Genomic DNA, 14,557 nt, shown 5'->3' on the forward strand with positions numbered 1-14,557 from the left:
TTATACTAAATTAGTTTTGGAGGAATAATAATGGATTTTATTGACAACAAAGTTTCTACCCGACTTGGTGGTTCATCATTTTTTGAAAGCAATGATAAACTCTATAAATTTGAGAAAATAAAAAAAATAACAAAAGAGGTTAAATCTAAGTTTCCTGATGTAAAACTTATTGATATGGGAGTTGGAGAACCAGATCAAATGGCTGATAGTTCTATTGTTGATATATTATGTATGGAAGCTGGAAAGCCTGAAAATAGATTTTACTCAGACAATGGAATTATTGAATTTCAAGAATCAGCTTGTAGATATTTAAATAATATGTATAATTTGAAAAATATAACTCCTGAAAATATAGTTCATGGAATAGGCTCTAAACCAGTACTTGCTATGATTCCACTATGTTTTATAAATCCTGAGGATATATGTCTAATGCCATCCCCTGCATATCAAGTACTTGGAACATATTCTAAGTTTTTAGGTGGTGAAATTTATAAACTCCCTTTATGTCCCGAAAATAATTTTTATCCAGATTTAGACAATATACCTGCAGATATAAAGAAAAGATCAAAACTTCTATATTTAAATTATCCTAATAATCCTACCGGTCAAATCGCAACAAAAAAATTTTATGAGCATGCAGTTAAATTTGCAAAAGAAAATGATATCATAATTGTTTCTGATTTAGCTTACGGAGCTTTAACTTATGGAGACTGTATTCCTCTTAGTATTCTTAGTGTTGATGGGGCCCTTGATGTCTGTATAGAAATTCATTCTTTATCAAAAGCATTTAATATGACTGGTTGGAGGTTAGCATTTGTTGTAGGTTCTAAAAAAGCTATGCAACTATATTGTGCTATAAAAGGCCATACTGACTCTGGTCAGTTTAGGGCTATTCAGAAAGCAGGCGCTTATGCACTTGATAACTATCATAACTTAATTAATTTAAATAAAGAAAGATATTCAAGAAGATTTGATTTGTTGATTGATGTTTTAAATCAAGTTGGATTTAAAACAAATAAGCCAGATGCTGGATTTTATTCTTATGTGAAAATACCTAAGGGTGTTAAAAATGGAGTTAGATTTAGTAGTGCTGAAGAAGCAAGTCTTTATATACTTTCTCATGCTTTAGTATCTACCGTTCCTTGGGATGATTGTGGAAGTTTTCTAAGGTTTTCAGTTACCTATGATGCAAATTCTTTAACTGATGAAATTAACGTAATGAATGAACTTAAAAGAAGACTATTATCTTTAAACCTAGAATTCTAAATCTAATAAAAAAAGGGTGTTCCAAAATATTTGAAACACCCTTTATGTTCTATAATTTATTATTTAAAATTAATTTTTTTATTTCATATACAGATGATTCAATTAATCTATCTATTTCTTCATCACTTAACTTATTTTTAGTTAGTTTCTTTAAATGATCTACTGCAATTTGTTTCTTTTCTTCAGAAGTTAAATTTGTTTGTGTTTGCTCTATACTCATTACAATCATTTTAGCAATATTGTAATATGAACTTAATTTTTCACTACCTATTTTATTCTTTAAATATATTATTAAATATCCGCCTCCTACTGTTATAACTACAGATATTAACCATATTAACATTTGAAATACTGTTTCTGACAAATAAAACACCTCCTTTTGAAGTCTTATTATAGATTATTCAAAAGGAGGCAAACTTGTCCCTAATTTATTGTTTTTTTCTTTTGTTATTTGCTTTTTCTATATTAACTTTATTTCCTTTTATTTTTATGTTCTTCATCTTATCAAGAACTTTTCTAGTGTGTTTCTTTGGTATCTCCACAAAAGTATATTTATCATATATATCTATAGTTCCAACTAATTTTCCTGGTATTCCAACTTCTCCAGCTATAGCTCCAACGATGTCTTTAGCTTGAACTTTTTGTTTTCTACCTATATTGATAAATAATCTAGTCATTCCAGACTCTGCACCTGTGCTATGACTTTCTTCTATTATTTCTTCTTTCGCCTCGTCACCTAGAGCTAACTTAACTAAAGCAGCAGCTATATCTAAAGTATCATAATCTTCCTCTTTGCAGAAGTTCTCTAACCATTGTACTTGTTTTGTTAAATGACCTTCTTCTATAGTAGATTTTACTTGATCAAAGAATAAGCTTACTTTTTTCTCTTCAACATCTGATATTGAAGGTATGCTATGCTTTTCTAATTTAGATTTAGTGTATCTTTCTATATCTTTCATCTTTCTCATTGCTTTTCCGAAAACAAAAGTGAATGATATTCCATTTCTACCAGCTCTTCCTGTTCTTCCGATTCTGTGTACATAGTACTCTTCATCTTGTGGTAAATCATAGTTAAATACAGCTTCTACATCATCAACATCTATCCCTCTAGCAGCAACATCTGTAGCAACTAATATATCTATAGTTCCATTTCTGAACTTATCCATTACTATATCTCTTTGAGTTTGCTTTAAATCTCCATGTAATGCATCTGCGAAGTATCCTCTTGCTTGTAAATCACTGACTAATTCATCAGCACCTCTTTTTGTATTACAAAATACTACTGATAATTTAGGGTTATATACATCTACCAATCTACATAATACTTCTAACTTATTAGCAGATTTAGTTTCTATATAGTATTGTTTTATATTAGGAACTGTAAGTTCTTTTCTAACTATTTTTACATGCTCAGGATCTTTTTGGAATCTTTTTGTTAAATCTAATATTCCTTTAGGCATAGTAGCTGAGAAGAAAGTTGTTTGTCTATTTTCAGGAGTTTGATTTAAAATCATTTCGATATCTTCTCTGAATCCCATATCTAGCATTTCATCCGCTTCATCTAATATAACCATTTTTACTTTATCTAACTTTAAAGTCTTACGATTTATATGGTCTATTATACGACCTGGAGTTCCTATAACTATTTGAACCCCACTCTTAAGCGACTTTATTTGTCTGTCTATAGGTTGTCCTCCATATACAGGTAAAGTTTTTATCCCGTGCATGTACTTACCTATTTTTCTTATTTCACTTGAAACTTGTATTGCTAATTCTCTTGTTGGACATAAAACTACCGCTTGTAGACTCTTGTCCTCTGGGTCTACCATATCTAATATAGGTATACTAAATGCTGCTGTTTTCCCCGTACCTGTTTGTGCTTGACCTATAATATCTACTCCAGTAATTATTTTTGGTATTGCTTGTGCTTGTATTGGAGATGGTTCCTCGAATCCCATTTCTAATACAGCTTTTTTTATGTTCTCATTTATTGGTAAATCATCGAATTTAACTATATTCATATATTGTTTCCTTTCCGTTATCAATTTATATTAACTTTATCAATTATATATTTTTTTTAAATATTATGCAATTAATATTTTATCCTAATAGTAAATATCGTATTCAATTTAAAGCAAAATAGAGGGTATTATATAACCCTCTATTTTTTTATTTTATATATGTAAAATATATAACAAATAAATACAGTAAATATGTAAGTAGCATTAAGACGCCTTGAAGTCGATAAATTTTTTCCTTTATAATTGTAGGAACTGTTAAAATTAAAACTAATACTATCATAAATGGAAAATCTATAATTGATGTTTGTTTAAGTATTGGCGTATCATTTATAAAAGATGATATAGATATTACTGAAACTATATTTAAAATATTAGCGCCTAATATATTGCCTACAGATATAGCATTATGCTTCTTTTTTATAGCTGTTAAGCAAGATACTAACTCAGGAAGCGAAGTCCCTAATGCTATTACAGTTAAACTTATAACTCCCTGTGGAACTCCGATATATTCGGCTATTATTATTCCATTATCCACCAATAGCCTAGAACCTATTATCATCATAATTATTCCTACTATAAATAAAAAACCTATTTTCAACATATTGATTGATTTTACATCTTTCCTCGCACTCGCATCTGATACTAATCTCATTTTAGTTTTAGGTATACTCTTGTAATTGTTAATCATGTAAATAATTAACATTCCCATTAGAGCCATAGCATCTTTTCTATCTATAACTTTATCCAATCCTAATACAATTAAAATAATTATAGATATAATTAATAATGTAGCTTTTGAATTAAATACTTTTTTATCAACTTTAAAAGGCCTAATAATTGCTACTAATCCAAGTGCTAACCCAGTATTGCAAATTATAGACCCTATTGCATTTCCTAAACTCATTGTTGTGTGCCCTTTTATTGATGCACATAATGAAACTGTCAATTCAGGAAATGTAGTTGCTAGGCTAACTATAGTTGCACCTAAAACAATTTCAGGTATGTTGGTTTTTTTCCCTACAGATATAGTAGAATCTATAAAAATATCAGCACCCTTTGTTATAAGTATAAATCCTATTATAAATAGACCTATTATAAATATCATTATATCCCCCCTTATTAAATACATATTCAATCAACTTAATTCTATATGTATAAAAAATTTTAAAATTATTCTTAAAATTTATGTTTATTCGACATTTTAACCGGGTATCATATGAATATAACAAAATAACAGAAAAATCTATCAAAAAAGAAAAGATAGTGTAAAATTCTGTATACAAAATACTAATTCTATGTTATGATTATATTGTTTAAAAAATATCTAGCTAGATTTTATAAAATAAATATACTCAACACATATAAACTTAAGGAGGCTATCAACATGAATGCATGGCAAGGATTCAAAACTGGTAGATGGACTAAAGAAATAAACGTAAGAGAGTTCATACAATTAAACTACAAACCATATGAGGGAGATGATTCTTTCTTAGCTGGAGCAACTGAGAACACTAAAAAATTATGGAATGAAGCTATGGATCTTTTCAAAAAGGAAAGAGACAATGGTGGAACATTAGACGTAGATACTGATACTGTATCTTTAATAGATGCATACGGTCCTGGTTATATAAACAAGGATTTAGAAACAGTAGTAGGTGTTCAAACTGACGCTCCTTTAAAGAGAGCTGCAATGCCTTTCGGTGGAATAAGAATGGTTGAAACTTCTTGTGAAGCTTACGGATACAAATTAAACCCAGAAATAAGTGAAATATTCACTAAGTACAGAAAAACTCATAACCAAGGTGTATTCGATGCTTATACTCCTGACATGAGAGCTGCTAGAAGTGCTGGTATAATAACTGGTTTACCAGATGCTTACGGTAGAGGTAGAATAATAGGTGACTACAGAAGAGTTGCTCTATACGGTGTTGATAAATTAATACAAGATAAATTAGATCAAAAAGCTTCTTTAGAAGTTAGATGTATAGATGAAGAAGTTATAAGATTAAGAGAAGAATTATCTGATCAAATAAAAGCATTAGAAGCATTAAAGAAAATGGCTGCATCTTACGGATTCGATATAGCTCAACCTGCTACTAACGCAAAAGAAGCTGTTCAATGGACATACTTCGGATACTTAGGAGCTGTTAAAGATCAAAACGGAGCTGCAATGTCTTTAGGTAGAGTATCATCTTTCTTAGACATATACTTCGAAAGAGATTTAGCTGCTGGTGTATTAACTGAAGAAGAAGCTCAAGAAATAATGGACCATTTCGTTATGAAGTTAAGAATGGTTAGATTCTTAAGAACTCCTGAATACAACGATTTATTCTCTGGAGACCCAACTTGGGTAACTGAGTCTATAGGTGGTATGGGATTAGATGGTAGAACATTAGTAACTAAAAACTCATTCAGAATGTTAAATACTTTATATACTCTTGGACCATCTCCAGAGCCAAACTTAACAGTATTATGGTCTACTCAATTACCTCAAGGATTCAAAAACTTCTGTTCTAAAGTATCAATAGACACAAGTTCTGTTCAATACGAGAATGATGATTTAATGAAGCCTTACTGGGGAGATGACTACGGTATAGCTTGTTGTGTATCTGCAATGAGAATAGGTAAACAAATGCAATTCTTCGGAGCTAGAGTTAACTTAGCTAAGACTTTATTATACGCTATAAACGGTGGTGTAGATGAGAAGAAATTCAAGCAAGTTGGACCTAGATTCGAGCCTATAACTTCTGAATACTTAGAGTACGATGAGGTTATGCAAAAATTCGATATGTTTACAGATTGGTTAGCTAACTTATATGTAAATACATTAAATGTAATCCACTACATGCATGATAAGTATTCTTATGAAGCATTAGAAATGGCTTTACATGATAGAGACGTATTCAGAACTATGGCTTGTGGTATAGCTGGTTTATCAGTATGTGCTGACTCATTATCTGCTATAAAATACGCTAAAGTTAAAACTATAAGAAATGAAGAAGGAATAGTTGTTGACTTCGAAGTTGAAGGTGATTTCCCTAAATACGGAAACAACGATGACAGAGTTGATGATATAGCTGTTGAATTAGTTGAAAGCTTCATGAACAAGATAAGAAAGAACAAGACTTACAGAAATTCTTATCATACTCAATCTATACTTACTATAACTTCAAACGTTGTTTATGGTAAGAAAACTGGTAACACTCCTGACGGAAGAAGAGCTGGTGAGCCATTTGCTCCAGGAGCTAACCCAATGCATGGAAGAGATAATAGCGGTGCTTTAGCATCATTATCATCAGTTGCTAAATTACCATACGAGCATGCTCAAGATGGTATATCTAATACTTTCTCTATAGTACCAGGTGCTTTAGGAAAAGACATGGATGAAAGAGTAAACAACTTATCTTCAATGATGGATGGATACTTTGCTCAAAACGCTCATCACTTAAACGTAAACGTATTTGATAGAGCTACTTTAGAAGATGCTATGGAGCATCCAGAAAAATACCCTCAATTAACTATAAGAGTTTCAGGATACGCTGTAAACTTCATCAAGTTAACTAGAGAGCAACAATTAGACGTTATAAACAGAACATTCCACGGAAAAATGTGCTAATTATAACTTAATAGAAATGTAAACATATTATAACAATCGATTATCAAAGTATATTCAGAGTGCAAACCTCATCAGTTTGCACTCTTTTTTTCTAAGTACTAAAATAAATAAATTAAGTATAAATTCCCATGAATTAAAAAAACTATTTAATAGACTTTATAAGTTTAATGTTTTATAATAGTGGGTAGAAAGTATAATGTATACAATTATTTTAGATGATAAATTTTATTAGTATAATATATAATTAACGAGGTGGATAAAATGGTAAAAGGTAGAGTTCATTCAATAGAAACATTTGGGACTGTAGATGGTCCTGGAATTAGATTTATATTATTCATGCAAGGTTGTCCTTTAAGATGTAAGTACTGTCATAATAGAGATACTTGGGATGTTAAAGGCGGAACTGAATACACTACTGATGAAATAATAGAACAAGTAAAAAAATACTCTTCTTATATGAAATTCTCGGGAGGAGGTTTAACAGTTTCTGGTGGTGAAGCTACTCTTCAACCTGAATTTTTAAAAGATTTATTTAAAAAAGCTCAAGAAAATGAAATTCATACATGTTTAGATACCTCTGGTTTTGTAAACATAGATGTCATAGATCCAGTACTTGATTACACAAATTTAGTTTTACTTGACTTAAAGCATATGGTACCTGAAAAATGTAAAGATTTAGTAGGTGTTAGCATAGATAAGACATTAGAATTTGCTAAGCATTTAAGCGATAGAAATATACCGGTTTGGATAAGACACGTTCTTGTTCCTGGAATAACAGATGATATAGAAAACTTAGAGCTTATGGGTAAATTCATTTCAACTCTAAAAAATGTTGATAGAGTTGAATTACTTCCTTATCATACTCTAGGTGTTCATAAATGGGAAAACATGGGATTTGAATATGAGTTAAAAGATGTTCCAGATGCTACTAAAGAAGATATAGAAAAAGCATCTAAAATACTAGCTGAGTTCGGTGTAATAGCTCATAATAAATAATAAAAAAGGATCTATACAAAATGGTATAGATCCTTTTTTATTAAAATTCAAATACTTCAACTTCCATATTATCGATTGCGTCTTGTATTAGTTTTTCTATATCTAAAGATGACTCTGATTTCTCTATTCTATCTAATTTAGGTTTTGTTACAGGACTTTTTGGAGAAAATACTGTACAACAATCCTCTTCTGGTATAACTGATGTTTCAAATGTTCCTATTTTTTGAGCTATTTTTATTATCTCTGATTTATCCATTGCTATAAGAGGTCTAAATACAGGTAATGATACAGAAGCATTTGTACAAGTTAATCCTTGTATAGTTTGAGATGCAACTTGTCCTATACTTTCTCCTGTAACTAATGCATCACAGAATCTCATTTCTCCTACTCTTTGAGCTATTTTCATCATAAATCTTCTAGATATTATAGTCATTTCTTCTTCTTTACATGATACGCCTATTGCCTTTTGTATTTCTAATATATTTACTTTATGAAGTCTAACTTTACCACAATATTTTGCTAGTATCTGAGCTAAGTCCCTTACTTTTTCTTGTGATTTTTCACTAGTAAATGGATAACTGTGGAAATGTATAGCTTCAATTTCTACTCCTCTTTTTGCAACCATCCAAGAAGCAACTGGACTGTCTATTCCTCCAGATAATAAAGACATTGCTCTACCATTTGTTCCAACTGGAAGACCTCCATAACCTGGAACTGTATCACTATATACCATTACATGATTTTGTCTATATTCGCAGTGTATAGTTGTCTCTGGGTTTCTAACATCAACTTTTATTCTATCTTTTACATTATAAACTAAAAATCCAGCTATATCTTTACTCATTTCTTGAGAAGTTAATTCTAAACTCTTATCTCCTCTTCTTGAAGTAACTTTAAACGATTCAGAACCCTCTTCTATCTTTTCTTCTAAAAGTTGTAGCGCTAGTTGCTTTAATTTATCATAGTCTTTTTCTGCTCTTATACCTGGGCAAACTCCTACAACTCCAAATACTTTTTTGATTTCTTCTAATACTTCTTCATAGTCTTCTGCATATTCTCCTAAATCAACATATATTCTTCCATATTCTTTATATACATTAAACTTTCCTATAGGAGCTAACATGTTTTTCACATTTTTTATTAATTTATTTTCAAATATATATCTATTTTTTCCTTTTACACCGATTTCTCCATACTTAACTATAGCTATATTATACAAATTTATCACCTCTTAATTATCGTCTTCTTATTATAAATCTAAGTTCTTCTACTGATTTTTTTATTATTTCACAAGCTTCATTTATTTCTTCTTCTGTTGTCATATCCGATAAGCTAAATCTTATAGCTCCGTCAATTTCTTGTGGAGTAAGCCCTACTGCATTTAAAACATGGCTTCCCTTTTTCTTTGATGAACAAGCTGATCCTGTAGATACAAATACACCCTGCTGTGCTAAATGATGAAGTAGTACCTCTCCTTTAACATCTTTAAATGATATATTTAATATATGACATACACCGTCCTCAGGAGAATTCACTTTAATATCATCTATATTTTCAACTATAAAATCTTTTAGTAAAACTTTTAGTTTTTCTATTTTCTCTATTTTTGAATTTAAATCTGACATTATTATATCTATAGCTTCTCCTAGTCCATATATACCAGCTACATTTTCAGTTCCAGATCTTATTCCTATTTCTTGTCCTCCACCAGTTAACATAGGTTTTATTTTGTTATTTTCCTTTACGTACATAAATCCAATACCTTTTGGTCCGTGTAATTTATGTCCACTAACACTCATAAAGTCTATGTTATATCTAGATGGTTTAAAATTGATTTTAGCAAATGACTGAACTGCATCTACATGTAAATATACTTTTTCCTTTAACGTGCTTAGATACTTACCTACTTCTTTTATAGGTTGTATACTTCCAATTTCATTATTTACATGCATCATACTAATTAATATAGTATTCTCTTTTATTGCATTTTTTACATCATCTATATTTACTATTCCTTTGTCATTTACTTTTAGATAAGTAACTTCAAATCCTTGTTCTTCTAAATCTTCCATCGTTCTTAAAACTGATGGATGTTCTATGTTTGTCGTTATTATATGATTTTTTCTCTTTTTGTGAAGATTTGCAATACCTCTTATAATTGTATTATTAGCTTCTGTTCCTCCTGATGTAAATATTATTTCTTTATCTTTACATCCTATACTTCTAGCTATTTCTTGTCTTATTTTTTTTATATTTTTTTCAACTTCAACACCTTTTTTATGTACAGCTGAAGGATTTGCATAATCTGTAGTAAGTGCATATACCATTTTTTCTACTACTTTTTCATATGGCTTAGTTGTTGCACTATTATCTAAGTATATTTCCATACTAATACACCAACTTTCTTTGTATTTAATCATACTATTTATACTCTATATTATTGTCCCAATTAACTATGTAAATTATCATATAATTTTAGTGAAACTTTTACTATTATACCACTATTTCCTCTTTTTTTATATAGCAAAGCGCTATAATTACACACTTCTATTGCTCTTATTCTTTTTTTATATCTATTTTTATCGTAAATTAATGTTTTTTAAATTTTTTTGTCAAAACTATTGATTTTTCTGTCGAATCTTGGTATTATGTATACATGGTTATCCCCCTGATAACCTTAATTAAAATCTCTATTCCCAATACCCCTTTTGAACGGATAGACTTTATATCCAATGTTAAACTGACAACGGAAGTTAGTTTAACGCAAAAAGAGCTTCCCCAAGCTCTTTTTTTTTATGCTCAATTCTACATTTATCTCGCTTTTTTTGGTATAATTTAATGTATATATATAATAAAAATTTTAGGGGGTCGATACTATGCAAAACAAGAAAAAAGTAGCTATAGTATTTACAGGTGGAACTATTTCCATGACTGTGGATGAAAAAATAGGTGCTGCTATACCATCTCTATCTGGGGAGCAAATAATGTCTATGGTAACTAACATAGATAAAGTTGCTGATATAGAGATATACAACTTCGATGAGATTCCAGGACCTCATATGACACCTGAGAAAATGCTTAGTTTAAGAAATTATATAAACGATATAATTTCAAAAGACGAATTTTCTGGTGTTGTTGTTACTCATGGTACAGATAGTTTAGAAGAAACTGCCTATTTCCTAGATTTAACATTGAATACACCTAAACCAGTTATAGTTACAGGTGCAATGAGAAGTAGTGATGAACTTGGATATGACGGTCCAAGTAACCTTGCTGCAGCTGTTTGTACTGCTATTTCTGATGAAGCTTATAATAAAGGTGTTTTAGTTGTTCTAAGTAATGAAGTTTTATTAGCATCTGAAGCTACTAAGACTAATACACTTACATTAAATACTTTTAAATCTTTAACTTGTGGTCCTTTAGGAATAATTGACTGTGATAAACTTGTGTTATCTAGAGATATAGTTGATAGACAAACAATCTTAGTAGATAAAGTTGAGTCTGATGTTGCTCTTATAAAATCAGGTGTTGGCATGGATGATTCTTTTATAAAGTTTGCAGCTGATAAAGGATGTAAAGGTATAGTTATAGAAGCTATGGGTAGAGGAAATATACCTCCAGAAATGTTAAAAGGTGTAGAATATGCTAGAAGCAAAGATATACCTGTTGTTATAGCATCTAGATGCCATTCTGGTAGAGTTTTTGATAGTTATGGATATTTAGGTTCTGGTAGGGATTTAAGAAATCTAGGATGTATATTTGCTGGTGATTTACCTGGGCAAAAGGCTAGAATAAAGCTTATAGTTGCTTTAGGAAAAACAAATAATCTAAATGAATTAAAAGATATGTTTGAAGAAGGAATATACTATTAAATAAATAATAAAAAAGGTTATTCATATGAATAACCTTTTTTATTATGCTTTCTCTATAATTCCATTTTTTAGGCATATTGAGTAATCTAAGTCTTTCACTCCAACCTTAAATTTAACCTCTATCATTTTGCCATCTTTCCCTATTACATTTCCTTGCCCAAATTTACTATGTAAAATCTTATCCCCAATTTTGATTGCATTTATATCTTCTTTTGTTGGAGACTTTATATTATCAATAAACCTTGAAACAAAAACTTTTTTCCCATATTTCGTTTTTGGTGAACTTATATGTAATTCATCCTGAGCTCTAGTTATTCCTACATAAAATAATCTTCTTTCTTCCTCTATAGCTGATTTTCGTTTTTCTTCATCTTCTATATCATAAGATTTTTCATGAGGTATTGTTCCTTCATTTACTCCTATTATATATACATATGGGAATTCTAATCCCTTTGCACTATGCATAGTCGTAAATATTACTCCCTCTGAGTTTTTGTTATTTCTATTTTCAACTATCTCAGATTTAACCTTTTCTATATGATCTAAGTATTCATTTATAGTTTTAAAGTTACTTGAAGAACTTTCTAGTTCATTTAAAATTTCTATTAACCCATTTGGTTTAATCTTCCTATTACTACAATAATCTAATACATATCTATCATAATCTAGACTAGTACGTATATATGAAATTGCATTCTTAGGCGATAATGTCTTTAAATAACTTAAATCTATTTCTAAATCATTTAATGTCTTTACTTGTTTTGGATGTAATCCACCCTTATTTATTAATGCACCTATGAAGTCTCTATCCTCACTTGCAAGCTTTATACTATCTTTAGATATATATCTAAATGGCTTATTAATAATTCTTATCCAATCTTCACTCAATGTTGTATCTATCCCTAGTCTTAAATACGCTAATAAATCTTTCGCAACCCAATGGTCATATATAGTTACAATTGAGTCTCTAACAACAAATGGTATATGCATATCCATAAACACATCTACTAGTGCTCTAGACTGTATATTTGTCCTATATATAACTGCAAAGTCATCATAGTTAACACAATTATCTTCACATTTTTTAATTATGTCTCTAGCTATAAATTTTGCTTCTTCTTCTGAGTCTTCAGTTTTTATATAGTTTACACTTCCATTTTCTTCTCTATCACACTTAATTACTTTTTCGTATCTATTTTCATTAAATTGAATAAGCTTATTTGCAGTATCTGTTATACCTTGTTTTGATCTATAATTTATATCAAGAACATATTTCTTGCTATTTTCAAAGTATCTTTCAAACTCTAATAAAAAGTCTGGTCTCGATCCTCTAAATCCATATATACTTTGATCTTCATCACCTACAACAAATATATTGTTGTTTGGACTTGCTATTAACTTTATAACTTCAAATTGCACTTTATTTATATCTTGAAATTCATCCACTAAAATATATCTATACGCATTTCTGACTCTTTCTAACACTCTTTTATTATTTCGTAATAAGTGATAAGTCTTTATAAGCATATCATCAAAATCTATCTTTTTGATACTTTCCTTATAATCCTCATACATATTATAAGCTTTTATAAACTCATCCTTTGAAAGTATTTCTGGATTAAAATCTAATTTATCCATTAACTCGTTTTTGACATAAGAAATTTCATTTATAACATTTAAGATTGTATCATCATCTTCTGCATTTTCTATATTTAAATTTTTTAAGATTCCTCTTATAGCAAATTTTTTATTCTTTTCATCTAATATACAATCCAGCTCGTACTTTTCAAAAAATCTAAGTATTCTAAAGAAAACTGAATGGAATGTACCATAGCTAACTTTATTTAATCTAACATCATGACTCAAGCTTAGAGCCCTATTTTTCATTTCTGTTGATGAAGCTTTTGTAAAACTAATAGCTAAAATATTTTTAGGATTTATATTATTATTTAAAACCATATTAACTATTCTATACGTTATAACTCTTGTCTTACCTGAACCTGGACCAGCTAAAACCATGCAAGGTCCATCTATGTGCATTACTGCGCTTTTTTGATTACTATTTAATCCATTTATATCTATCATCATTTATCACCTTGAACTATCTTTATATTATTTTATAATTAATATTATATACTATATTCACAAAAAGGAGTAAACCTATGGAAGTTATTACTAAGACTATAGATAATTTAATTGATATACCAAAAAATCATTTCGTATTCGATATAGAGACCACAGGTCTTAGCCCTAAATATTGTAAAGTAATATTAATAGGGGTTTTATATAATTTAAATAACAAAACTATAATTAAACAATATTTTGCTGAGTCTGAAGAAGAAGAAAAAGATTTACTTTTAAAGTTTATTAATGATATAAAAACTTTTGATCATCACATAACATTTAATGGAGTATCTTTTGATATACCTTTTTTAAACTCAAGGTTTAATTCCAATGATATTGATTTTTCCATAGATAAATGTGATGATATTGATATTTTAAGAATTGTAAAACCATTTAAAGAAAAACTGTCTTTATCTGATTGTAAACTAAAAACAATAGAAAAATACATGAGCATACAACGAGAAGATACTATATCCGGAAAAGAAAGTGTTGAGTTATATAAAAGTTTTCTAATTAGTAAAGATATTAGTTTAAAAGAAAAAATACTATTGCATAATTACGAAGATATTTATTACTTAGGAAAAATATATAACATAAAAAACATAATAGATGAAAGTTTGGATTACATAGATATAAATATAAACAATTTAAATTATAAAGTT

General features: G+C 29.2%; 11 protein-coding genes. 5 read left to right on the forward strand and 6 right to left on the reverse strand.

Translation table 11 applies throughout. The features are described from left to right. Positions 1 to 30 precede the first annotated feature (30 nt). Entirely contained in the window at positions 31 to 1,266 is a 1,236-nt protein-coding gene (locus VN21_RS11435) for an LL-diaminopimelate aminotransferase (RefSeq protein WP_046822744.1), read from the forward strand. A gap of 49 nt (positions 1,267 to 1,315) precedes the next feature. Here the strand turns inward: VN21_RS11435 and VN21_RS11440 are convergent, their stop codons facing one another. From VN21_RS11440 to VN21_RS11450, 3 genes are all read right to left on the reverse strand, one after another. Next, a complete protein-coding gene (locus tag VN21_RS11440) occupies positions 1,316 to 1,630 on the reverse strand; it encodes a phage holin (protein WP_046822745.1) in 315 nt (104 codons plus the stop codon). A gap of 64 nt (positions 1,631 to 1,694) precedes the next feature. Beyond that, on the reverse strand, positions 1,695 to 3,287 hold the full coding sequence (locus VN21_RS11445) for a DEAD/DEAH box helicase (RefSeq protein WP_046822746.1): 1,593 nt from the start codon (positions 3,285 to 3,287) through the stop codon (positions 1,695 to 1,697). A 148-nt stretch (positions 3,288 to 3,435) separates the two neighbouring features. Continuing rightward, positions 3,436 to 4,392 (reverse strand): calcium/sodium antiporter, encoded by a 957-nt coding sequence (locus tag VN21_RS11450; RefSeq protein WP_046822747.1) that lies wholly within the window; start codon positions 4,390 to 4,392, stop codon positions 3,436 to 3,438. A gap of 279 nt (positions 4,393 to 4,671) precedes the next feature. Here VN21_RS11450 and pflB point away from each other — a divergent pair, with 279 nt between their 5' ends. Further along, positions 4,672 to 6,903: a formate C-acetyltransferase gene (gene pflB, locus VN21_RS11455; RefSeq protein ID WP_046822748.1), complete on the forward strand. Its 2,232-nt coding sequence runs from the start codon at positions 4,672 to 4,674 to the stop codon at positions 6,901 to 6,903. A gap of 261 nt (positions 6,904 to 7,164) precedes the next feature. Next, positions 7,165 to 7,899, forward strand: a complete 735-nt coding sequence (pflA, locus tag VN21_RS11460) for a pyruvate formate-lyase-activating protein (protein WP_046822749.1) — start codon at positions 7,165 to 7,167, stop codon at positions 7,897 to 7,899. Positions 7,900 to 7,939: 40 nt separating this feature from the next. Here pflA and thiI read toward each other — a convergent pair whose 3' ends face one another. Both thiI and VN21_RS11470 read right to left on the reverse strand, forming a co-directional pair. Beyond that, positions 7,940 to 9,118 (reverse strand): tRNA uracil 4-sulfurtransferase ThiI, encoded by a 1,179-nt coding sequence (gene thiI, locus VN21_RS11465; protein WP_046822750.1) that lies wholly within the window; start codon positions 9,116 to 9,118, stop codon positions 7,940 to 7,942. A 16-nt stretch (positions 9,119 to 9,134) separates the two neighbouring features. Further along, positions 9,135 to 10,286 carry a cysteine desulfurase family protein gene (locus VN21_RS11470; RefSeq protein WP_046822751.1) on the reverse strand — a complete coding sequence of 384 codons (1,152 nt, stop codon included), beginning with the start codon at positions 10,284 to 10,286 and terminating at the stop codon, positions 9,135 to 9,137. 489 nt (positions 10,287 to 10,775) lie between these two features. Between VN21_RS11470 and VN21_RS11475 the strand changes: the two genes are divergently transcribed. Continuing rightward, positions 10,776 to 11,771 (forward strand): asparaginase, encoded by a 996-nt coding sequence (locus tag VN21_RS11475; RefSeq protein ID WP_046822752.1) that lies wholly within the window; start codon positions 10,776 to 10,778, stop codon positions 11,769 to 11,771. Positions 11,772 to 11,813: 42 nt separating this feature from the next. Here VN21_RS11475 and VN21_RS11480 read toward each other — a convergent pair whose 3' ends face one another. Continuing rightward, positions 11,814 to 13,856 carry an ATP-dependent helicase gene (locus VN21_RS11480; protein ID WP_332840877.1) on the reverse strand — a complete coding sequence of 681 codons (2,043 nt, stop codon included), beginning with the start codon at positions 13,854 to 13,856 and terminating at the stop codon, positions 11,814 to 11,816. A gap of 77 nt (positions 13,857 to 13,933) precedes the next feature. On the opposite strand from VN21_RS11480, the gene VN21_RS11485 reads away from it, so the two are divergent. Continuing rightward, positions 13,934 to 14,557, forward strand: a 624-nt coding sequence (locus VN21_RS11485; RefSeq protein ID WP_046823400.1) for a ribonuclease H-like domain-containing protein, incomplete at its 3' end; no start/stop codon positions are given.

This window comes from Paraclostridium benzoelyticum, assembly GCF_001006285.1.
GTDB classification, from domain to species: domain Bacteria; phylum Bacillota; class Clostridia; order Peptostreptococcales; family Peptostreptococcaceae; genus Paraclostridium; species Paraclostridium benzoelyticum.

What these genes read in the sequence shown, in the direction of transcription:
- VN21_RS11435 (WP_046822744.1), top strand. Translation starts at nt 31, where the DNA reads ATGGATTTTATTGACAACAAAGTTTCTACCCGACTTGGTGGTTCATCA.
- VN21_RS11445 (WP_046822746.1), bottom strand. Translation starts at nt 3,287, where the DNA reads ATGAATATAGTTAAATTCGATGATTTACCAATAAATGAGAACATAAAA.
- VN21_RS11450 (WP_046822747.1), bottom strand. Translation starts at nt 4,392, where the DNA reads ATGATATTTATAATAGGTCTATTTATAATAGGATTTATACTTATAACA.
- pflB (WP_046822748.1), top strand. Translation starts at nt 4,672, where the DNA reads ATGAATGCATGGCAAGGATTCAAAACTGGTAGATGGACTAAAGAAATA.
- pflA (WP_046822749.1), top strand. Translation starts at nt 7,165, where the DNA reads ATGGTAAAAGGTAGAGTTCATTCAATAGAAACATTTGGGACTGTAGAT.
- VN21_RS11470 (WP_046822751.1), bottom strand. Translation starts at nt 10,286, where the DNA reads ATGGAAATATACTTAGATAATAGTGCAACAACTAAGCCATATGAAAAA.
- VN21_RS11475 (WP_046822752.1), top strand. Translation starts at nt 10,776, where the DNA reads ATGCAAAACAAGAAAAAAGTAGCTATAGTATTTACAGGTGGAACTATT.
- VN21_RS11480 (WP_332840877.1), bottom strand. Translation starts at nt 13,856, where the DNA reads ATGATAGATATAAATGGATTAAATAGTAATCAAAAAAGCGCAGTAATG.